The following is a 22,180-nucleotide window of genomic DNA, read 5'->3' on the forward strand; positions in this document are numbered from 1 at the left end:
ATCTGCCCTCATGGTGGCATGTCGGCTCCCCGACCGTCGTCAGCCCGGACCAAAGCCCGCCGTCAGTCCAGGGCCGCGAGCTCCCACGAGACGTTCTGCCAATCGACGCCGAAGCCGCCGTTGACGGCCTCCTTGCGCCGCAACGCATCGACGGCCCACTGCGCACCGGCCTGCACGCTGTCGATCAGCGGCACCGGCACCTGCGACGCGATGTCCGCCGCCATGCCGGCGAGCCCCGCGCCGCCCAGGATCACCGCCTGCGCATCGAAGCGCTCGGCCGCCTGGCGGCAGGCGTCGGCCAGCAGTTGGCGCGCACCCACGGGATCGGCCGCGAGCTGCGCGCCCGTGGGCGCCACCGTGTGGATGCCGGCCAGCGTCTGCGTATGGCCCAGCGCATGGGCCAGGCGCGCCAGCATCGGTCGCCAGCGGTCGCCGCCGGTCACGATGGCGAAGCGGCCATGCCAGGCCGCGGCCGAGAACGCGGCTTCGGCCAGGCCGCCCACGGGCACGCCCGCGCCTTCGCGCAGCGCGAACAGGCCCGGGTCGCCGAAGCAGCCGATCAGCACCGCATCGGGCCGGCCATTCTTTGCCACCTCGGCGGCCCAGGCGTCGAGCACCGCATGGTTGGCCACCGCATAGCCGGCCTCGGAAGCGATGTAAGGTGCGCCGAAGCGGGCCGTGACGGTCTGCACGTCCAACGCCTTGTCGACGCCGGATTGCACATGCTGCTGCAGCAGCGCCGATACCGCGGCCGAGGTGTTGGGGTTGATCACGAGCAGTCGGGGCATCGATCGGACCTCCTCAGCGGGGGTGGAGGGAACGCCGACGCAGCAACGCCACGCCGCCCAGCGCGATGGCCATCACGGCCAGCGAGACGAGGGTCGTGACCGTGCCCAGCGCGTAGATCGAGGGCGTGGTCACGGTGGAGGTCAGCGCCTGCAGTTCGAGCGGCAGTGTGTTGACGTCGCCGATGGCCTGCGAGGTGCGCGCGATCTCGTCCCAGCTGAGCGTGAAGCCGAACATGCCGACACCCACGATCGACGGCCCGATCAGCGGCAGCACGACGTGGCGGAAGGTCTGCCAGGGCGTGGCGCCGAGGTCGCGCGCGGCTTCCTCGTAGGCCGGGTTGAAGCGGTTGAACACCGCGAACATGATCAACAGGCCGAAGGGCAGGGTCCAGGTCAGGTGCGCACCGAGCGCGGACGTGAGCAGCCCCAGCGCGGTGCCGTAGTTCTCGAGGGTGGCGGTCGCATCCATCGCGGTGAGTGCATCCTTGATGCCCGTGTCGAGCAGCCGGAACTGCAGCCCGATGCCCAGCGACACGATGATCGACGGCATGATCAGGCTGGCCACGGTGACGAAGAACAGCAGGTTGCCGCCGGCGAGCTTCTTGCGGAAGGCCAGGCCGGCGAGCACCGACAGCCCCACGGTGCAGGCCATCACCACCGCGCCCAGCATCAGCGAACGGCGGAAGGCCGCGGCGATGTCGACCGTGCCCAGCCCCTCGGCCAGCTTGTGGAACCAGTGCAGCGACACGCCGCGCAGCGGAAAGGTCAGGCCGCCCTCGGGGCCCTGGAAGCTCAGCACGAAGATCGTGATCATCGGGCCGTAGAGGAACAGCACGAAGAGCGCGAACACGAAAGCCAGCGGCCAGAAGCCGGCGGCGCGTTGTTCTCCGATGCGCGTGCTCATAGTTCTTTTCGGATATCGACCAGCCGGGTCAGACCCCAGATGATCATCAGCACCACGGCCAGCAGGATCATCGCGTTGGCCGCGGCGAGTGGAAACTGCAGGTACGAGGTCTGCACCTGGATGATCTTGCCGATGGACGCGATCTGCTGGCCGCCCATCACGCCGATGGTGACGAAGTCGCCCATCACGATGGTGATGACGAAGATCGAGCCGATCAGGATGCCGGTGCGCGACAGCGGCACCACCACGTTCCACAGCGTCTGCCAGGCCGACGCGCCCGCATCGCTCGCGGCCTCGAGCAGCGAGCGGTCGATGCGCATCATCGAGTTGAAGATCGGCACGATCATGAACATCGTGTAGAGGTGCACGAAGGCCAGCACCACCGAGAAGTCGGAGAACAGCAGCCACTCGACCGGCTGGTCCACCAGGCCGATGCCCATCAGCCCCTGGTTCACCAGTCCGTTGCGCCCCAGCAGCGGAACCCACGAGATCATGCGGATCACGTTGGAGGTCCAGAAGGGCACGGTGCACAGCACGAAGAGCACTGTTTGCATCGTCGACGAGCGCACGTGGAAGGCGAGGAAGTAGGCCACCGCGAAACCGATCAGCAACGTGAGGCCCCAGACCAGCAGGCAGAACTTGAGCGTGCTGAGATAGGTGCTCAGCGTGACGCACAGGTCGCCGTTGTCGGTGAGCCGCGAACAGCCTTCGAACAGGCTCAGGTAGTTGCGCAGCGTGATGGCCGGGATCAGCTCGTACTCGTTGAAGTTCCACAGGCTGACCATCGCCACCAGGGCCAGCGGGATCAGGAAGAACAGCAGGAACACCAGCGCGAAGGGCGCGGCCTGCCACCAGGCCTTGAGCGTCAAAGCTCGCCCCCAGTCTTCGCGCACTTCGTGTCGCTACGCCAACCCCCTACCGGGGGCAACACCAGCGGCCCGGCAAAGCCGGTTCCGCGGTGTTTCACGAAAGGGGCTCGCATGATCAGGCTGCGACGAACTCGTTCCACTTCCGGACCATGTACTCGTTTTCATCCATGACTGCGTTCCAGCACGCAATGCCGCCCATGCGCTGCTCGTAGCTGCCGCCGTCGCGCACGGCGCCGACCTTGGCGATCACGTCGCCGCCCGGGCTCTTGATGTCCTGCGTGGCGGCCTTGCCCTCCATCCAGTAGGCCCACTCGTAGGCTTCCATCTTGGCCTTGGCGGTCTCGAGCACTGCGCTGTAGTAGCCCTGGCGGTTGAGGTAGGCACCGGCCCAGCCGTCGAGGAACCAGTTGATGAATTCGTAGGCGCCGTCGAGCTTCCGGCCTTGCAGCGTGGCCGGCAGGCCGAAGCCCGAGGCCCAGGCGCGATAGCCTTCCTTGAGCGGCTGGAAGGTGCAGGCGATGCCCTTGCTGCGCACGGCAGTGACGGCCGGCGACCACATCGACTGGATCACCACCTCGCCCGAGGCCATCAGGTTCACCGACTCGTTGAAGTCCTTCCACAGCGCGCGGAACTGGCCGGCTTTCTTGGCCTCGATCAGGGTCTTGATCGTGAGGTCGATCTCGGCCTTGCTCATGTTGCCCTTGTCCTTGTACTTGTGGATGCCCTTGGCCTCCACCACCATCGCGGCGTCCATGATGCCGATCGACGGGATGTTCAGGATCGCGGTCTTGCCCTTGAATTCGGGGTTGAGCAGCTCGGCCCACGAGGAGATCGGGCGCTTGATCAGGTCGGGCCGGATGCCCAGCGTGTCGGCGTTGTAGGTGGTCGGGATCAGCGACATGAACTGCGTGGGCGACTTGGCGAACACCTTGCTCTTCTCGCCCTCGAGATAGATCACCTTGATCGGCGCCGTGCCCTGGTCGCCGACCTTCTTGCCCGCGACTTCGCCCTTGGTGAACAGCGAAGTGATCTTGTCGGCGTTCTTCACGCGCTGGCTGTCGATGCCCTTCAGATTGCCCGTGGGCACGATCTTCTTCAGCGAGAAGTACTCGGTGTCGATCAGGTCGAAGCTGTTGGGCGCGGTCACGGCGCGCTTGGTCACGTCGTCGGTGGTCACGGCCACGTACTGGATCTCGATGCCGGTGTCGGCCTTGAACTTCTCGGCGATCGCCTTGTCCTGGTTGACCGCGGTGCCCAGGTAGCGCAGCACGATCTTCTCCTGCGCATGGACGAAGGGCGCCATGCCCGCGGCGAGGATGCCGGCCAGGCCGGTGCCGCCCTGGATCAGGGTGCGGCGCTGGAGGCCGGGGGCGAACGTGTCGATGGGGTCGGACATGGGGAAGTCTCCGGTTGCAGTAGGAATGAGTCGGTTCAGGCCGAGAAGGCGGCGATGGCCGCGGTGTCGTCACGCAGGGCCGACGGAGGTGTGGACGCAGGCGCGACCGGGCGCTGCACGCCGGGCCCGAGCACGCGCACGTCGGCCTCGGCCCAGTGAAGGTGCACGCGTTCGCCCTGCGTCCAGGGACGGGCCAGGAAGACGGCCTCGCCCAGCAGCACGGACACGGCCTGGCGCGCCTTGGCGACCACGCCTTCGAGTTCGAGCCCGAGCAGCACGTAGGTGCCCTGGTACTCGACGTCGGTGATGCGGGCCGGCACGCCGCGGCCGCACTCGGCCTCGGACGCGATCTGCATGTGGTCGTTGCGCACCGCGATCGGTCCAACCGGCGTGTCGAACACGTTGTGGCCGCCCATGAAACGCGCGACGAATTCGCTGGCCGGGTGGTTGTAGACCTGGTGCGGCGAACCGACCTGCTCGATCAGCCCGTGGTTCATCACCACCATCGTGTCGGCCAGCGCCATCGCCTCTTCCTGCGAGTGCGTGACGTGGATGAAGGTCAGGCCCAGCGACTTCTGCCAGCGGCGCAGCTCGGCGCGCATCTGGATGCGCAGGAAGGGGTCGAGCGCCGACAGCGGCTCGTCGAGCAGCAGCACGCGCGGTTCGGTGATCAGCGCACGCGCCAGCGCCACGCGCTGCTGCTGGCCGCCCGAGAGTTCGCCGGGCTTGCGCTCGGCCAGGTGGCCCATGGCCACGCGTTCGAGCAGATCGGTGGCGCGGCGTCGGCGCTCGGCCTTGGCCACACCTTTCATCTTGAGGCTGAAGGCCACGTTGTCCATCGCCGACAGGTGCGGGAACAGCGCGAAGCTCTGGAACATCATGGCCGTGCCGCGCGCCGCGGCCGGCAGGTCGGTGATGTTGCGGTTGTCCAGCAGGATGTCCCCGCCCGAGACCGACTCGTGGCCCGCGATCATGCGCAGCGTGGTGCTCTTGCCGCAGCCCGAGGGCCCGAGCAGGCAGCAGTAGCTGCCGCTCGCGATGCGCAGGTCGATGCGATCGACCGCAGCGGGCGTGCCGGCGGCGTAGCGCTTGGTCAGCGCGACGACTTCGATGGCGGCGGAAGAAACGGTGGCGACGGCATCCATGGAAGCCGCTTCGCAAGACATGTGCCACGCCGGCCGCACCACCTTCGTGCATCCGGCGGCACCCTCGTTAACATCGGCGCCTGCGGCTTCGCCTCCTCCCTCTCTTGCCTTCGTTAACTGCTGCGGCCCTGACACGGTTCACCGCGACTTCCTCCACGCCCTTCCGAGACCATGGACCTTCAGACGACGATCGGACTCGGCTTGCTCACGCTCGTGGGAGCAGTCATCGCCATGGCCGGCACGCACCCGGAAAACCGCGTGCCCTACGCGATCCACATCACGGTGGTCACGATGCTGGCCTACATCGTCTCGAAGCTCGGCGGCGCCTGACCGGCTTCAGGACGGCGCCGCGAAGCGCGCCGCCGCCACGCCCTTGAGAAGCGCTTCGCGCTGGGCGCGGCTGATGCCGCGGATGCCTTCGGCCACGCGCTTGAAACGCGCGGCATCGATGCTGCCGGTGCTTTGCCATTGCGCCAGTTCGGCCGAAGGCTTGTGCAGCATGGCCGCGAGCCAGGCCGCCTGTGCCGGTTCGAGCGTGCGCGCGCTGCGGTTGAAGTAGCGCTTTGCCGCGGCCTCGGCGCCGCAGAGCGCGCCGCCCCAAGGGGCGTTGTCGAGGTAGAGCTGCAGGATGCGCGCCTTGCCCAGCGTCTGTTCCATCTCCACCGCATAGAGCAGCTCGCGCAGCTTGCGTTCGCCGCTGCGCTCGCTGCCGGTGATCGCCAGCTTGGCCAGCTGCTGCGTGAGCGTGCTGCCGCCACGTTCGATCCCACCGCGTTTCTGGTTGGCGGCCAGCGCCGCACCCAGCTCCTCGAGATCGTAGCCCGGGTGCTGGAAGAAGCGCTGGTCCTCGGCCGAGATCACGGCACGCGCCAGCCAGCTGTCCTTGGTCAGCTTGGCGCTGGCGCCGCAGCTGCTGCGCGCGCCCAGCAGGGCTTCGGAGCCGAGCCCCTCCACGCTGAAGGCCGCGATGCGCGGCTGCAGCGCGAGCGCGCCTTCGGGCAGGCCGAGCTGCACGCGCAGGCCCAACGTGCCTGCGATGCGCGCCTGCTTCAGTTCGGGCAGCGTCGGCACCATCACCGCATACCAGCGCGCGATCGGCGCGTCCTCGGCATCGAGCGTGAGCTGCAGCGCCTGCTGCGTGAGGCGGCCATCCCATCGGCCCTGGAGCGCGCCAGAAACGGCTGCGATACCAGCCTCGGCGCCTTCGGCCCCCTCGGGCTGGGCCTCGAAGCGTCCCGCCAACGCATTGCCGTCGCGCCGCACCGTGGCGAAAAGACGCGCCACGCGCACCGGCTGCGCGCCCAGCGCGGGGACGGTGACGCTGCAGGGCGTGCAATGCATCTCGAGGTTCTGGCCGGCTTCATTCCAGCCGAGTTTCAGCGTGCCATGGGCCGTGTCGAGCGAACGGCCGTCCAGGTGCGGCGCGAACCAGCTCGAGGTGGCCAGCCGGATCGCAGTCGGCACGCCGACTTCGAAGCGCAGCGGCCCGAGGGCGATCGGCGCCGCCCACTCGCCGCTGGCCGGCGCCAGCACCAGCCGGACGATCAGCACCAGGGCGAAAAAGGCCGTCAGGCCCAGCGCCAGCAATCCCAGCAGCACGAAACGCAGTGTTTTCTTCACATCGAATGACTCACGAAATCCTCACATCGGCCGCGCCACGGTCACGGCCTGCCAGGGACCCTGCGACCGACCCGCGGCTGCCGCCCAGTACCAGGCCGAAGTGTCGGTGAAAGCACGCCCGTCGGCATCGACGATGCGCTCACAGACACGCAGAGTCTGCCCCTGCTTGCGCTGGGCAGAAAAGCAGCGCCAGAGCCGCTGCTGCGCATCCTGTTCCAGCCGCACCTGCTCGACACGGTAACCCAGCGCGCGGTAGCAGTCGACCGCCGGATGCAGCATGCGCGTCGGCGCCGTGACCTGGCGCAGCACGAACATCGATTCGCCATCGGTCCGGCGTGCGATCGCGCCGGGAAATTGCTGTGCGAAGCGGTGCTCGACTTCGCTCAACGCCAGCGGCCGCAGCGGCGCGCCATCCCAGGCGGCCGGCCATTCGTGAAAGGAGTTGGCCGCGGCAGAGGGACCTGCCGGCGCCTGCAGCGCCTGCGCCAGCGAGACCAACGTGCACAGCCCCATCGCCGCGGCGAACAGGCTCTTGTGCGCGATGCGATGCACGAAGCGGTTCGCCAGCCAGCGGTCGAGCCAGGGCAGTGCCGACAGGTTGAGTTGCGGACCGGCGCCCGGCGATGCAGAAGGCCGCGCCATCGCCACGGCGATGCCGCCGCACACGTGCGCGAGCAGCACCAGGCCCAGCGCGCCGTGCGCCCATGGACCCAGGGGCTGGCCCGCGCCTTCGAAGGCCACGAGGATCGCGTTGCGCACGATGTTGCCCACCAGCACCAGCACGCCCACCAGCGGCAGGCGCGCCAGAAAGCTGCGGTCGCTGCGACGTGCCCACAGCGCCACTGCGCAGGCCGTGAAGTAGCCGAGCCACACCATCTGCACACCCGAGCAGGGTGCATCGACGATCACCAGCCGGCCGTCGACCAGCAGCGTGCTGCCCTCGCGCGAGACGTCGAAACCCGGCATCAGCAGCCAGCGGCTGGCCTCGGCCGTGAGCACGCGCAGCGGATAGCCGGCATAGAACTGCAGCGACGACAGCAGCGGCAGCGCCAGCACCGCCAGGCCCGCCACCGGGGCGGCGGCCATGCGGCGCGGCAGGAAGGCCAGCAGGCCGCAGGCCCAGGCCAGGACCGCGATCAGGCCCGCCGCCAGCGGCGGCAGCACCGGATGCAGCAGCGTGGCGGCGAGCGTGCCGAGCGAGGCGCTCAGCAGCCAGCCCAGCCGCGGTGCGGCGCGCAGTTCGTGCTGCGCCTGCCAGACCAGCGCCGCCAGTGCGGCGATCGCGAGCAGGCCCAGCGGATCGTCGGAGCCGTCGCGCATGCGGTCGGCCATCCAGGTCCAGGTCGGCCACAGCGCCAGGCTCTGCAGCGCCAGCCAGGCCGTCGCGGGCACGCGGTCGAGCCGGATGCCGCCATCGATGAAGCGCGGATGGGTGGAGGCGATGGAAGCCAGCGACATCTCTGGACTCCTGCTCAGGACGTGAAGCGACGCGTGTCGTTGCGGCGCGCGCGCCGGCGCAGCATGGCCAGCATCGCGAGCACCACGGCCACCGCGCCCAGCATCTCGGGTTCGGGCGTGCTGGGCACCTCGGCGCCCAGCGCCTGGCCTACCGCGCTGTCTTCCACGCCCTTGGGCAGCGGCGACGGCTGGTCGACGCCGGCGGCGTTCTGCGGCGCCAGGTTGCGCACCACCTTGTCGACCGCGATGAAGCTGGTGTATTGCGTGAGCAGGCTGTACTTCAGGCCCAGTTCGGTGATCCGCTTGGCGAAGGCGTCGCCGCCTTCGAGCGATTCCTGGTCGCTGAGCGCGGCGATGCGGTGGCGTGCCCACAGGGAGCGCAACGCAGCGGCGTTCTGCGGCGTGCGGCCGTCGATCTCGACCTCTTCACGGTAGGGGCCGCTCGCGCTCTGGCCTTCGATCACCACGCGGCCGCGGGCCTCGCCGCGCCACTTGCCGAACACGATCACCGGGCGTTCGCCCAGCACGTCGGGCAACACCGTCGGCTCGACGTCGTACACGTCGAGGCCGCCGAAGGTGGCGCGCACGTTGGTCAGCACCGGCGACTCGACCATGCGGCGGAAGCGGGCGGCCTGCTCGGGCGCCTGGACCGGGTCCGTGATGATGAAGGGCTCGCCCATGCCGGCACGCGCCAGGCCTTCCATCAGGTGGCGATTCACCGAGGAACCGATGCCGAAGGCGAACAGGTTGGCCTTCGAGAGGTTGCGGCGCACGAGGTCGAAGGCCTCGCGTTCGACGTCGACATAGCCGTCGGTCACGACCACCACGGTGCGCGACACGTTGGGTGCCTTGGGTTCGGCATACACGCGCTTGAGCGCCGGGATCAGCTCGGTGCTGCCGCTGCCGCTGTAGTTCTTGATCGTGGCCAGCGCCTGTTCGATGTTGGCGCGCGAGGCCGGCACCGACTTTGGCGACAGCATCTTGTTGCTGCCCGAAAACAGCATCACGTTGAACGTGTCGCTGGGGCGCAGGCCGCCGATCAGGCGCTCGAGCACGGTCTTGGCGGTGTCCAGCGGAAAGCCGTGCATCGAGCCCGAGATGTCGACCACGAAGATGTAATCGCGCGGCGAGATGGTGCTGGCCGCGACCGACTTGGGCGGCTCGACCATCGCAAGGAAGAAGTTCTCGGCGCCTTCGCCCTGGCCCTTGTAGAGCATCAGCCCCGATTCGATCTTCTCGCCGGCCAGCCGGTAGTCGAGCACGAAGTCGCGGTTCGATGTGGACGCCGGCGTGGCGGTGAGCGCGACGTTCGCATGGCGGTCGGCATCGCTCTTCTTGACGTCGATCGCATGCGTGGCCGAGCGCACTTCCTTCAAACCCATCGGCGTGTCGAGCGCGACCTTGAGCTGAAAGCCCGCGGTCGACGGCACGCCCGCATGCAGCACCGGTTGCGCCACGTTGCGCATCGGCGAGGTCTCCGCGACGGCCGGGCTGCGGTAGCGCGGCCCGACCACGGTCGGGAACACGAACTGGTAGTTGCCCGCGCTGGGCACCAGCAGTTCGGTGTAGCGCAGCTCGACCTTCACCTCGTCGTTGGGCAGGATGTTGGCGACGTTCATCTGGAACACGTTGGGCAGGTGCTGCTCGAGCAGCGCCGCGGTCTTGCCTTCCTTTTTGGCCGCGTCGTACTCGATGCGCGCCTGCTGCTTCTCGCGAATCTGCGCGGTGATCAGGCGATCGGCCAATCGCACGTTGAGTCCGTTGACTGCGGCCTTGGTCGAACCGGGGAACACATAGCGCGCCTCGATCGCACGCTGCCCCTCGTTGCGGTAGGTCTGCGTGACCGTCACGTCGGCGATCACGCCCGAGATCTTGACGTCGACCGCGGTGTTTTTCAGCGGCAGCTGGTCGACCGCCGGGTCGTCGCTCTTGACGAAGAAATACGGGCTCTCGGTCTTCTGGCGCGGCGCGGCCTCCTGCGCATGCAGCGGCTGCGCGGTGAGCGCCACGAAAGCGGTGGTGGCCAGGGCCAGGGTGCCGGCCCAGAGCCAGCGTCCGGGTCGCGAGGTGTGGTGTTGCATGGCGTCGTTCCTTCTTGGTGCTTGCTTGCTGCGATTCCCCTTGACGGGGCACAGGAAGGACTGTCGAACGCGCAGAGGAAGGCGGTGCGAAGGGACGGCGTTCTGTGTGAAGTCTGCGTGAAGTCCGTGTGCGCAGCGCCTTCATACGGCCTTCCAACACCGAAGCGAGCATCGGCGCATCGCCACCACGGCCTTCGCCCCCAGGGGAAATCAACATGTTCTTCCAGATGCTTCGCAACTCCATCCTGACCAAGGTGCTCGGGCTGATCGTGCTGACCTTGCTGCTGTGCATTCCGCTCAGCGAGATCGACACGCTCAACCGCGGCCGCGGCGACAGCCAGCGCGAGGCCGCCGAGGAACTCGCGAGCACCTACACCGGACCGCAGACGGTGATCGGGCCGGTGCTGGTCGTGCCCTACACCGAACGCTGGAACGAGCTGCAGCGCAACAGCAGCGGCAAGGAGATCGGCACCGTGCAGCGCAGCGCCCAGCGCGTGCACCTGGTGTTCCCCGACAAGCTGCACATCGAGGGCGCGTTGGCGCCGCAGGAACGCTACCGCGGCATCTTCAAGATCCCGTTCTATGCACTCGATGCCACGCTCAGCGGCGGCTTCGCGCCCTTCGAATCGCGCAAGGTGCAGCGCCTGGGGCCGAACACGAACCTGGAGTTCCGCACGCCCTATGTGGTGTTCAACCTGAGCGACCTGCGCGGCCTCGACGGCTCGCCCACGCTCACGATGCAGGGCGAGACGCTGCGCTTCGCGCAACGCATGCCCGGCCTGTCGGACCAGGCTTTCGGCGCCGGCATCCACGCACCGCTCAGCGGCGCCGCGCTCACGGCCTGGCTCGATGGCAAGGGCTTGCCTTTCGAGATGAAGGTCGGCGTGGTCGGCCAGGAGACGCTGTCGCTGGTGCCCATCGCCGACGAGACCACCGCGCACCTGCAGTCGCCCTGGGGGCATCCGCGCTTCGGCGGCCGCTTCCTCGCGGCCGAACGCAGCATCGACGCCAAGGGCTTCGACGCGCGCTGGCGCGTCTCTTCTCTGGTGAGCTCGGCGCGCGAGCAGGTGCGCGCGGGCTGGCTCGACGGCCGTGCCGCGGCCAGTGCCTCGGCGGTCGATGCGGTGCGCGCCGCGTCGGTCCGAACGGAATCGACTGCGGTCGAGACGATGGCATCGACGACGAACGCCGCGCCGCCGGCCGGCCCGCTGCAGACCTTCGACGTGTCGCTGGCCCAGCCACTCAACGTCTATGCGATGTCCACCCGCGCCGGCAAGTACGGCGCGCTGTTCATCGGCCTGGTGCTGATGGCCGCCTTCATGGCCGAGCTGTTCGGACGGCTGCGCCTGCACACGGTGCAGTACGGCCTGGTCGGCCTGTCGATCGCGCTGTTCTTCCTGCTGCTGCTGGCACTGTCCGAAAAGCTCGCATTCGGCCTCGCGTATGCCGCCGCAGCGGGTGCGAGCGTCGCGCTCCTGGCCATCTACTTCAGCGCCGCACTGGGCGGCTGGCGGCGCGGCGCGGGTTTCGGTGCCTATGTCGCGGTGCTGTACGCCGCGCTCTACGGCCTGCTGGCCTCGGAAAGCAACGCGCTGTTACTCGGCGCCTTGCTGACCTTCGGTATGCTGGCCGCCCTGATGCTTGCAACCCGCAAGGTCGACTGGTATGCGCTCTCGCGCAGCGATGCCCAGGTCCTGCAGGAACCGATGCGCCCCGCGGCGACTCCGACCGAGCCGACCCCGCGCTGATCTCCCGAACCCCCGATGGCTTCTCTTTCTTCTCCCACTCCCTCCGACCGCGCGGCACGGCGCCGCCGCATGCTGCGCATCGGCGCTGTCGCCGGCGCCGCGGCCATCGTCGTGCTGCTGGCCGCAGGCGGCCTTGCCTGGCGCACGATCGATGCGAAGCTGCCCGACGTCTCGGCCCTGGCCGACTACCAGCCCAAGCTGCCGCTGCGTGTGTACACGGCCGACGGCCAGCTGATCGGCGAATTCGGCGAAGAACGGCGCCAGCTGGTGCCCATCGATGCCGTGCCCAAGGTGCTCAAGGACGCCGTGCTGGCCGTCGAGGATGCGCGCTTCTACGAGCACGGCGGCATCGACGCCAAGGGGATCGCGCGCGCAGTGCTGTCCAACCTGCGCCACGGCACACGCCAGGGCGCATCGACCATCACGCAGCAGGTCGCGCGCAACGTGTACCTGAGCTCGGAGCAGACCTATTCGCGCAAGGTCTCCGAGGCGCTGCTGGCATTTCGGCTCGAGCGGCAATTGAGCAAGGACCAGATCCTCGAGATCTACCTGAACCAGATCTATCTGGGCCAGCGTTCCTATGGCTTCGCCGCCGCGTCGGAAGCCTACTTCGGCAAGCCGCTGAAGGACATCACGATCGCCGAGGCTGCGATGCTCGCGGGCCTGCCGAAGGCACCGCGCAGTGCCAACCCGATGAGCAACCCGCGCCGCGCGCGCACGCGCCAGTTGCATGTGCTCGCACGCATGCAGGAGACTGGCGCGATCACCGCCGCGCAGGCCACCGAGGCCGCGGCCGAGCCGCTGCAGTTGCGCGACGCGGCCGACCCGCGGCAGCTGCACGCCGAGTACGTGGCCGAGTCGGTGCGGCGCACGCTGTTCGCGCAATACGGCGACAGTACCTACACGCGCGGACTCAAGGCCTACACCACGCTGGTCGCGGCCGACCAGACGGCGGCCTACCGCGCGCTGCGCAAGGGCATCCTCGACTACGAACGACGCCAGCCCTACCGTGGCCCCGAGGCCTTCGTCGAACTGCCGGCGGAAGCCAACGCGCTCGACGATGCGGTGGAGGACGCCTTGGCCGACCATCCCGACAACGGCGACGTGATCGCCGCCGTGGTGCTGTCGGCCAGCGCGAAGAACCTGGTCGCGGTGCGCGCCAACGGCGATCTGCTGACCTTGTCGGGCGAGGGCCTGCAGCCCGCGCGCGCCGCGCTGTCGGAGAAGGCAGCGGCCACGCTGCGGCTGCGGCGCGGCGCGGTCATCCGCGTCGTCAGGAACGCCAAGGACGATTGGGAAATCGTGCAACTGCCCGAGGTCGAAGGCGCGTTCGTCGCGCTCGACCCGCGCAACGGCGCGGTGAAGGCGCTGGTGGGCGGCTTCGATTTCGGCAAGAGCAAGTTCGACCACGTGACGCAGGCCTGGCGCCAGCCGGGCTCGAGCTTCAAGCCCTTCATCTATTCGGCCGCGCTGGAGAAGGGCTTCACGCCCACCACCGTGGTGAACGACGCGCCGATGGCCTTCGATCCCGCGGCCAACGGCGGCCAGGCCTGGGAGCCGAAGAACTTCGAAGGCACCTTCGAAGGACCGATGAGCCTGCGCAGCGCGCTGATGGCCTCGAAGAACATGGTGACCTTGCGTGTCATGCAGTCGATCAGCCCGACGTATGCGCAGGACTGGGTCACGCGCTTCGGCTTCGAGCGCGAGAAGCAGCCCGCCAACCTGCCGATGGCGCTGGGCGCGGGTTCGGTCACACCGATGCAGATGGCCGCGGCTTACGCGGTGTTCGCCAACGGCGGCTACCGCGTGAGCCCGCAGCTCATCACGCGCGTCACCGACGCACGCGACCGCGTGCTGACCGAAAACGCGGCGCCGGTGCTCGACGAATCGACGCGCGCCATTCCGGCGCGCAACGCCTTCGTGATGAACACGCTGCTCAACAGCGTGATGAAGGGCGGCACCGGCAGCAAGGCCTGGCAGGCGCTGCGCCGCGACGACCTCTACGGCAAGACCGGTACCACCAACGATTCGCTCGACACCTGGTTCGCGGGCTTCCAGCCGGGTCTGGTGGGCGTGGCCTGGATCGGCTACGACATGCCGCGCCGCCTGGGCGTGCGCGGCGAGACCGGCGGCAGCCTGAGCCTGCCGGTGTGGACCGGCTTCATGAAGACCGCGCTGCAGGGCACGCCGGTGGTCGAACCGAGGGCCCCCGACGGGCTGGTGCAGATCGACGGCACCTGGTACTTCGACGACTTCACGCCTGGCCACAGCGTGGCCACGCTGGGCATGGAAGACGGCGACACGCCTCCGGCCGAAGCGCTGGCCGGTGCACCGATCGGCACGCCGCCCTCGAACGAGGAACGCAAGAGCATCCTCGACATGTTCCGATAGCGCACGCGAACCAGGATTCGGCCTGGATGAGAATCCACCCATGCAATCGCTGCCTGCCTGCCACCGCGTCCGCATCGAAACTTCGGCCATGGTATGCGAGGGCACGGTGCGATGGTGTGCCGCCAAATCGCTCTGGTTCAGCGCCATGGCGGCGGTGGCGCTGATCGGTGGCGCGTTCAGTTTCAGCGGGTCGGCGCTGGCCATCTTTGCAGCGAGCACCGGTCTTGTGCTGCTGTTCGGCCATTCGCTCGGCAGTCACCGCAAGCTGATGCACGACAGCTACCAATGCCCGAAGTGGCTGGAGTACCTGCTGGTGTATGCCGGCGTGCAGGTCGGACTGGCCGGCCCCATCGGCCTGCTGCGCCAACATGAGATGCGCGATGCGGCACAGCGGCTGCCGCAATGCCATGACTACCTTCGCCACGGTCGAACGTTCTGGCGCGATGCCTGGTGGCAACTGCATTGCGAACTGCACCTGGACCGGCCGCCGCCCATCGAGATCGAAGCCGCCGTGGCGAACGACCCGTTCTATCGCTGGCTGGAGCGCACATGGATGCTTCAGCAGCTTCCGTTGGCCGCATTGTTCTGGCTTTGGGGTGGTTGGGCTTTTGTCGTGTGGGGTGTTTGCGCACGCATCACGGCGTGTGTGCTCGGCCATTGGCTGATCGGTTGGTTCGCACACAACCAGGGGGACATGCACCACGAAGTGCAGGGTGCGGCGGTGCAGGGACGGAACGTCCGCTGGACGTCGTTGCTGACGATGGGAGAAGGCTGGCACAACAACCACCACGCCTTTCCGGGCTCGGCGCGACTGGGTCTGGCGCGGGGCGAGTGGGATCCCGGATGGTGGGTGTTGTGCATGCTGCATCGCGCGGGGCTGGTGTGGGCCTTGCGTCTGCCTGGCGACCTGCCGCACCGACCGGAGCTGGTGGCGCTGAACCCTGCAAGGTTCAGCGCGGAAATCGTCTCACGCCCACCCCCCTGAGCCTCAGTGCCCGGTCGTCAGCGGCAGCGTCAGCACCGCCAGCGCGCCGCCGCCCTTGGCGTTGGCGAGTTCGATGCGCCCGCGGTGCAGCGCGGCGATCTCCTTGACGAAAGCCAGGCCCAGGCCGGTGCTCTTCTTCTGCCCGTTGGGACGCGCCAGCGAATAGAACTTCTCGAACACCTTGTCGCGCGCGTAATCGGGAATGCCCGGGCCGTGGTCGCGCACGGCGATGCGCGCCTGCCTGGCATCCGCCTCGAGGCTCAGCAGCACGGTGCTGCCGGCCGGTGAGAAATCGATCGCGTTGTCAAGCAGGTTGCTCACCGCGCGGCGCAGCAGGAAGGGGTCGCCCTCGGTCAGCGGCGTGGCGCGCAGGTCGAGCGTCACGTGCACACCGCGCGCCGAAGCCGCGCCCTGCGCACTGGCGGCGAGTTCGTCGAGCAGGGTGGCGAGTGCCACAGGCTGCGTGCGATCGAGCACGCGGCGGGTCTCGAGCGCAGTGAGTTCCATCATGCGGTCGACGATTTCCTGGATGCGCTGCGCTTCTCGTTCGATGTTGGCCAGGAAACGCTCGCGTTCGTGCTGCGGCATCGACGGCTCCTGCAGCAGTTCCGCAGCGCCGCGGATCGCCGAGAGCGGGCTCTTCACCTCGTGGGTGAAGGTCTGCACGTAGTCGGCCACGTAGTTGCGGCCGGTGAGCGCGTCGCGCATCTCGCCGAAGCCGCCGCGCAACGCGTCGAGCGCGCGCCGGGCCATGCGGGTCAGGCTCAGGCTCTTCTGCGCGCGGGTCCAGCGCACGTAGTCCGAGATCAGCCCGAAAGGCCGCACCAGCCAGACCGACACGATGATCGCCAACACCAGCAGCGCGAAGGCGGAGCCGACGCCGACCCACAGCGTGCGCGCCCGCGCATCCTCGATGAACTGGCCGAAGCTCTGCACCGGCTTGCCCACGCTGACCATGCCGACGATCTCGTTGTTCCAGCGGATCGGGGCACCCGCATACATCACCGAGGTGCGCGGATCGACCTCGACGTCGCGCGAGGTGCGCGCCCCGTAGACACCGGCCAGCGCGCGGTTCACGTCGATCCAGCGCGCGTAGTCGGCGCCGGTGGCGCGGCCCAGCGAGTCGAAGAGCACGCGGCCGTTGCGGTCGGTCACGTAGACGCGCAATTCGACGCGGTTCTTGTGCAGGTTGTAGATCTGCGCCGAGAACTGGCGCGCATAGACCGAGCGAAACAGCGGCTCGAGCCGCGCGGTGTTGATCGCGCCTGCGATCACGTCCTGCTCGATCAGGCTGGCCATGAACTGCGAGGTGTCGACCAGCGATTCCTCGGCCGACTCGCGGTAGCGCGGATCGATGTCGCCGACCACGCGGTAAAGCAGGAAGGCGATGCCCGCCGCATAGATCAGCAGGATGCCCAGAAAGATGCGGCTTCTTCGACTCACCCCCAGGCTCCGCGCACTTCGTGTCGCTTCTCCCTCCCCCTCGGAGGGGGCAACACCAGCGGCCCGGCAAAGCCGGTTCCGCGGTGTTTCTGGCATTGCGGGACCATGCTCATCGAGGCACCGAGGGAAGTTCTTCGTTCAACGCATAACCAGTGCCGCGCAACGTGCGGATCGGCTCGACCTCGGGCGCGATCGCCTTGAGTTTGGCGCGCAGGGTCTTGATGTGGGCGTCGACCGTGCGGTCGAAGCTGTCGCCCGGGTCGTCCCAGACCATCTCCAGCAGTTCGTCGCGGGTGTAGACCCGGCCGGGCCGTTGCACGAACAGGCACAACAAGCCGTATTCGTAACGCGAGAGCTCCAGGGCGCGGCCGTAGTAGCGGATCTGGCGCCGCTCACCGTCGAGCAGGAAGGGCTGTGGCGCGCTGGAGACCACCGCGGCGGGTGGGGGTCCGGGCGGACTGCCAACGCCGCGCGTGCTGCGTCTGAGCACCGTTCTGACCCTGGCCACGAGTTCCCTGGGAGAAAAAGGCTTCGCGATGTAGTCGTCGGCACCGAGTTCGAGGCCGACCACCCGGTCGATCTCGTCGCTGCGGGCGGTCAGAAAGATCATCGGCACGGCCGAACCGCCGGGCAGCGCCTGCAGGCGCTTGAAGAGCTCGAAGCCATTGAGATCGGGCAGCCCGACGTCCAGGATGGCCAGCGCCGGCGCTTCACGGCTGAACTGCGCGATCGCTTCCTGCGCCGTCGGGCACCAGACGGGCGCAAATCCGTCGCTGCGCAGCACGTACTGCAGCGTGTCGGCAATGCCGGGCTCGTCTTCCGCGATCAGGATCCGGGAGTTGAAGGCGAGAGGCAGGGCGTTCATGCGGGAATGGTAGCGATGCGTCAGCCCTCAGGCCGTGCCGAAGCCATTTTCCGTTCGCGACCGCCGAGACCGACCCCACTGAAAAGTGATTTTTTTGGATGCAAGTTGCCCGTTGTCTTCTCTTTTATTTCTTTAATTCAAATTAGTAGTAGTAGATAAGGGTCGCACGTTGCTGTGGACAGCCCGATATTTTCGTGATGTGACAAGGACTTGCGGTTCTGCGAAGCATGTGCGCAGCTCCGCACCGGCGTTGTCACGCGGAGAGGAACAACTTCGTCCATGGCAGCCGCCCTGTGAACAACCGCGGCTTCTCTTCGAAATTCTCCCCAGAGTTGTCCTTTGACACAGGCCGCAAAACCTGGGAAAGGGGTGCTGCGCGCAGAGACATCCACTGCTCAATTCTTGGGCATTCTGTTGTTTTCGCTTTTAAAACAAGGACTTGCGACACTTTTACAAGGAAGGTCTTGAGTTATTCACAGCGTTACTCAGTGTTTGTGGGGAGAAACAGGCCTTTGGCTGCTCCCGCGCGGCGAAGTCGACGCGTTCTGAGCACTTTTTGCGGGTCGGCGTGCATCCGGTACCACTTTGTCACCCTGTAGCACGCCGAGTTCTTCGGACGCGGGTGGCGTTCGTCGCGATGCGCGAGCGAGCCGGTCGTTGCGACCCTGCTTCGCCTGGCTCCCGAACTTCCATGGAGTGCTCCCCGCAGCGAAAAGGGCAGATTCGATAATTTTTTCTGCGCTCTCTCTATCTCTAATTTCTCTTATTTAAATTAGTAGTAGTAATAGAGGAACCGGCAGTTCTGTGGACAGCCTCTTCTTTTCGTTCCATGACAAGGACTTGCGTTGCTTCGAAGCATGTGCGCAGCCCTGCTTCGGTACTGTCCAGCGCATGGGAACAACTTCGCCTGCGGCGATGCATCTGTGGACAAGTCTTCTCTTGTGCTGGAATTTTCCCCAGAGTTATCCTTTGACAAGGCCAAAAATCTGGGGGGATTTGCCGTTTCGGCGGCGAGGCATCCACTGCTCAATTCTTGAGCATTCTGTTGTTTTCCATTTAAAAACAACGACTTAGGAAGTCTCTACAGAGCAGTGCTTGAGTTATTCACAGCGTTACGCAGGTTTTGTGGGGAGAACGCTGCGTTGTTCGGCACAACTGCTGCGGCTTCAGGTGGCTGTGGGTACCTTGAAGCACGATGAACGCATTTCCTCGCGAGAAGCAGGAAAACAGAAAAAATCGAACGGTGCGTTGCCCATCTCGCTCGGTCATTTCTCTTGTTCAGACCAGGCCTCGTTGAGAGCGGAATTTTTGCGTGGCCAAGCGTCGGTTTCTGTGCCACGACAAGGACTTGAGGCCCTCGATCCGCGGGCACGGCGTCCTGTCGACACCGTTCTCCGGCCCATGACAAGGCATGCGCCTGTGGACAACTATGGGCTTATGCCGGAATTCTCCCCAGAGTTGTCCTTTGACAGGCTGTCAAAAGTCTGGGAAAGCACTTTTCGACACAAAGAAATCCACTGCTCAATTCTTGAGCAGGCTAAGGATTTTCTTTTAAAAACAATGACTTGCAAGACCCTTACAAGGCAGTGCTTGAGTTATGAACAGAGTTATCCAGTGTTTTTGGGGAGAAACAGGGGTCTTGTCGATGTTGTGCGCACAACTTGGTGTGCGACGCACGGTGCCAGGCGCCCAAGTGGCAGCGGCGTCAGCAACGCAGGCCCCTGATCGCGTTCAGGACCCTCGAGTCGTGGCAAACATGCGTTCGCGGTGCCTGTAAGGCGCCCCAACGGTTCAACGGGAGCGAAGAGCGTGCCCATGTTCGCAGCCGGATTCGCTCTGGGCCAGCAGAGCGATCCGTGCATACAGCCGTTGGATGCGCGCGCCTGTTCCGGAACGACAGCGGCGCAGGCATTGGCCTCCTGCAACGCAGGCCGGGAGGCCCAGGCTTTTCTCACGGAAGGATTTGGCCTTGTTCTTATCTCTTATTTCTTCTATTCAAATTAGTAGTAGTAGATAAGCGAAGCGACTTTCTGTGGACAGACCGCTATTTCCCTCGTGTGACAGGCACTTGCGGCAAGTGAATCCATGTGCGCAGCCTTGCGTCGCCGTTGTCGGGGTACAGGGAACAAGTCTTCTCTGGTCTGGCGGGCTGTGCACAACCTGCCGGTTGTGCCGAAATTATCCCCAGGGTTGTCCTTTGACAGGGTCCAGAAAATCTGGGAAAGAGGCTTTTCAAGAAAAAGACATCCACTGCTCGATTCTTGAGCAGTCTGTTGTTTTCTCTTTGAAAACAATGACTTGCAACGCTCTTACAAGAAAGCACCTGAGTTATTCACAGAGTTACCCAAGGTTTGTGGGGAGAAAGCGGGCAAGCGGCGCCTTCTGCCTCAGCATCGAGGCTCTGGCGGCAGAAGGCCGCTGACCTGTCTTCAGATTTCCAAGGAAAGCACCGTGAACCCCTCTGAAACCCGTGCCATCGTCACCCTCAGCCTGCTCGCTGCCTTTGTCGACGGCGACAAGCACGCGCGTGAACGCGACGAGATCAAGCGCATCGCCGATGGCTTGTCTCAGGCCGATGGCCTGCACTTGCCCACGCTCTACCAGGACGTATTGATGAAGCGTGTGTCGTTGCCTGACGTGAGTGCGGCGCTGGTCAGCGCCGAATCGCGGCAACTGGGCTACGAGATGGCGGTCTGCGTGTGCGATGCCGATGGCGCGCAATCGGAAGCCGAGCGTCTTTTCCTCGCGGACGTGCGCACGTCGCTCGGACTGGATGCCGAGCAGGCCACGCAGTTCACAGCGCAGGCCGAAGCCTTGGCCACGGCATCGGTTCCTTCCGCCGCGCCTGCATCGATGCCGGCAACACCTCCGACGGCCGACGAGGCCGAGCTCGACAAGGCGATCCTGAATGCCGCGATCCTCAACGGTGCGCTCGAACTGCTGCCCGAGACGCTCTCGACCATGGCGATCATTCCGTTGCAGATGAAACTGGTCTACCGCATCGGGCAATCGCATGGGTATGCGCTCGACAGCGGCCATGTGAAGGATTTCATTGCCACGGTGGGCGTGGGCCTGACTTCGCAGTACCTCGAACAGGCGGGTCGCAAGTTGCTGGGCGGCCTGCTCGGCAGGGTGGGCGGCGGCTTGCTGCGCGGCGTGGGCAACCAGGCCGTGAGTTCGGGCATGAGCTTCGCCACGACCTATGCGCTGGGCCATGTCGCGAAGCGGTACTACGCAGGCGGTCGCACGCTGTCGACGCAGATGCTCAAGGAGGCGTACGCCAGCGTCACGAAGGAAGGTCAGGGCTTGCAGACGCGCTACCTGCCGGCCATTCAGGAGAAGGCGCGCACACTCGATCCCGCAAAGATTCTCTCGATGGTGCGCGGCGCCTGATTCCGCACGCCTCAGTTTGTCGGCCGGCGAAGGTGGATCTGCCGCCGCGAAGGTTCGGGGGCGATGGCTGCGGAGATGGGCGCAAGCCGCGCCGGAAAGACGAGCATGCGGGCCAGGGCCGGCTGCTCGACCTGCAGTCGTTCGAGCACGTCGAGCAAGGCGCCGAGACCTTGCATCCAAGAGCGCTTGAGGCGTGACTTCATGTCCGGATGGCTGGCCGGTGTGCCATAGGCGTCGGCGCTCAGGCCCTTCCAGTGCGGGCCATCCAGCATGTTGGTGCAGACCGAGATCGACACCGTGAGTGCGCGAGCGGCGTGCCACCAGCCTGCCGGCACGAAGATCATGTCGCCCGGCTTCAGCACCGTGCGGTACTGGACCGCATGTGCCAACAGCGGGAAACGTTCCAGATCCTGCATCGAAGGATCGTCGACCGACGACTGGTTGAGTCGCTCGGGCCGGGGATAGAGGTTCGGCCCGTCTTCCGGGGCGTACATGATGAATTCCTTGTCGCCGTAGATCTCGGTGATCGCGGCATGCGCGGCTTCGCCGTCGTAGTGCATCACCGGAAATTTGCTGCCCACGCCCCCGACCAGCAGCTTCAGGTAGCCATCGGGCCGCTGCCAGCGCGAGGGCATGAGCGGACTCGCGTAGCGACGGGGGAACGCATAGGGGTTTTGAGGAATGAGATCGGGCAGCAGTTCGGGCAGCACTTCGTGCAGGAAGGACCGGTGCATGTACGGGCCCGGCGCATCGGCGCTCGAGGCGATGACGCGGTCGATGAACTCGTCGAAAGGCAGGGTCTGGTCGTAGGCGATCGGCATCGGCTTGCTGCCGAAACGCTGCCGGAAGTGGGACGGCGTCCATTGGCGCATGGCGGCCCATTGCTTTCCGACGCGCGAAATGACCACCGGCCGGTTGGGCCGCATGTAACTCGCAAGGAATTGTTCGTAACTCAGGCTTTCGGCATCGATCTTTTCGATCGGACGCCAAACCGCGGCAACGCGGGACGGAGCCACCGAGGTGGCGGAAGAACCGTTGTGTGCCATGGCAGTCGTTGTAAGTTTTAGTACTTAAATACTAAAAATTCAACTCTC

General features: G+C 66.2%; 16 protein-coding genes. 5 read left to right on the forward strand and 11 right to left on the reverse strand.

Annotated elements, in window-relative coordinates; genetic code table 11:
* Window positions 1-62: 62 nt before the first annotated feature.
* The 5 genes from ACSFBC_RS19900 to ACSFBC_RS19920 form a co-directional block, all read right to left on the reverse strand.
* A complete protein-coding gene (locus ACSFBC_RS19900) occupies window positions 63-788 on the reverse strand; it encodes an aspartate/glutamate racemase family protein (RefSeq protein WP_435512080.1) in 726 nt (241 codons plus the stop codon).
* Window positions 789-801: 13 nt separating this feature from the next.
* A complete protein-coding gene (locus ACSFBC_RS19905) occupies window positions 802-1,692 on the reverse strand; it encodes an ABC transporter permease (protein WP_435512081.1) in 891 nt (296 codons plus the stop codon).
* Complete coding sequence (locus tag ACSFBC_RS19910; protein ID WP_435512082.1) at window positions 1,689-2,561, reverse strand: ABC transporter permease; 873 nt, start codon at window positions 2,559-2,561, stop codon at window positions 1,689-1,691. The genes ACSFBC_RS19905 and ACSFBC_RS19910 overlap by 4 nt, the downstream gene beginning before the upstream one ends.
* A 115-nt stretch (window positions 2,562-2,676) precedes the next feature.
* Window positions 2,677-3,957, reverse strand: a complete 1,281-nt coding sequence (locus ACSFBC_RS19915; protein WP_435512083.1) for an ABC transporter substrate-binding protein — start codon at window positions 3,955-3,957, stop codon at window positions 2,677-2,679.
* Window positions 3,958-3,992: 35 nt separating this feature from the next.
* Complete coding sequence (locus tag ACSFBC_RS19920) at window positions 3,993-5,102, reverse strand: ABC transporter ATP-binding protein (protein ID WP_435512084.1); 1,110 nt, start codon at window positions 5,100-5,102, stop codon at window positions 3,993-3,995.
* Between the two features lie 171 nt (window positions 5,103-5,273).
* Here ACSFBC_RS19920 and ACSFBC_RS19925 point away from each other — a divergent pair, with 171 nt between their 5' ends.
* Entirely contained in the window at window positions 5,274-5,432 is a 159-nt protein-coding gene (locus ACSFBC_RS19925; RefSeq protein ID WP_435512085.1) for a hypothetical protein, read from the forward strand.
* 6 nt (window positions 5,433-5,438) lie between these two features.
* On the opposite strand, the gene ACSFBC_RS19930 is transcribed toward ACSFBC_RS19925, so the two are convergent.
* From ACSFBC_RS19930 to ACSFBC_RS19940, 3 genes are read right to left on the reverse strand one after another with little or no spacing between them, the layout of a single operon-like run.
* Complete coding sequence (locus ACSFBC_RS19930) at window positions 5,439-6,722, reverse strand: biosynthetic peptidoglycan transglycosylase (protein ID WP_435512086.1); 1,284 nt, start codon at window positions 6,720-6,722, stop codon at window positions 5,439-5,441.
* A 21-nt stretch (window positions 6,723-6,743) separates the two neighbouring features.
* Entirely contained in the window at window positions 6,744-8,180 is a 1,437-nt protein-coding gene (xrtQ, locus tag ACSFBC_RS19935; RefSeq protein WP_435512087.1) for an exosortase Q, read from the reverse strand.
* Between the two features lie 14 nt (window positions 8,181-8,194).
* The gene (locus tag ACSFBC_RS19940; RefSeq protein WP_435512088.1) at window positions 8,195-10,261 is read right to left on the reverse strand and encodes a VIT and vWA domain-containing protein; all 2,067 of its coding nucleotides are present in this window, start codon (window positions 10,259-10,261) and stop codon (window positions 8,195-8,197) included.
* A gap of 215 nt (window positions 10,262-10,476) precedes the next feature.
* On the opposite strand from ACSFBC_RS19940, the gene creD reads away from it, so the two are divergent.
* The 3 genes from creD to ACSFBC_RS19955 are packed head-to-tail and all read left to right on the forward strand — an operon-like array spanning window position 10,477 to window position 15,385.
* Window positions 10,477-12,009, forward strand: coding sequence for a cell envelope integrity protein CreD (gene creD / locus ACSFBC_RS19945; protein ID WP_435512089.1), 1,533 nt, complete (start codon window positions 10,477-10,479; stop codon window positions 12,007-12,009).
* A gap of 15 nt (window positions 12,010-12,024) precedes the next feature.
* Window positions 12,025-14,400 (forward strand): penicillin-binding protein 1A, encoded by a 2,376-nt coding sequence (locus ACSFBC_RS19950; protein ID WP_435512090.1) that lies wholly within the window; start codon window positions 12,025-12,027, stop codon window positions 14,398-14,400.
* Window positions 14,401-14,440: 40 nt separating this feature from the next.
* The gene (locus ACSFBC_RS19955) at window positions 14,441-15,385 is read left to right on the forward strand and encodes an acyl-CoA desaturase (protein ID WP_435512091.1); all 945 of its coding nucleotides are present in this window, start codon (window positions 14,441-14,443) and stop codon (window positions 15,383-15,385) included.
* Between the two features lie 3 nt (window positions 15,386-15,388).
* Here ACSFBC_RS19955 and creC read toward each other — a convergent pair whose 3' ends face one another.
* Window positions 15,389-16,828: a two-component system sensor histidine kinase CreC gene (creC, locus tag ACSFBC_RS19960; RefSeq protein WP_435512092.1), complete on the reverse strand. Its 1,440-nt coding sequence runs from the start codon at window positions 16,826-16,828 to the stop codon at window positions 15,389-15,391.
* Window positions 16,829-16,937: 109 nt separating this feature from the next.
* Window positions 16,938-17,693: a two-component system response regulator CreB gene (gene creB / locus ACSFBC_RS19965; RefSeq protein WP_435512093.1), complete on the reverse strand. Its 756-nt coding sequence runs from the start codon at window positions 17,691-17,693 to the stop codon at window positions 16,938-16,940.
* A 2,451-nt stretch (window positions 17,694-20,144) separates the two neighbouring features.
* On the opposite strand from creB, the gene ACSFBC_RS19970 reads away from it, so the two are divergent.
* Window positions 20,145-21,086, forward strand: a complete 942-nt coding sequence (locus tag ACSFBC_RS19970) for a YcjF family protein (RefSeq protein ID WP_435512094.1) — start codon at window positions 20,145-20,147, stop codon at window positions 21,084-21,086.
* Between the two features lie 11 nt (window positions 21,087-21,097).
* On the opposite strand, the gene ACSFBC_RS19975 is transcribed toward ACSFBC_RS19970, so the two are convergent.
* Window positions 21,098-22,132, reverse strand: a complete 1,035-nt coding sequence (locus tag ACSFBC_RS19975) for a cupin-like domain-containing protein (protein ID WP_435512095.1) — start codon at window positions 22,130-22,132, stop codon at window positions 21,098-21,100.
* Between the last annotated feature and the right edge of the window lie 48 nt (window positions 22,133-22,180).

It is taken from the genome of Variovorax frigidus (genome assembly GCF_051216515.1).
Taxonomy (GTDB): Bacteria; Pseudomonadota; Gammaproteobacteria; order Burkholderiales; family Burkholderiaceae_C; genus Variovorax.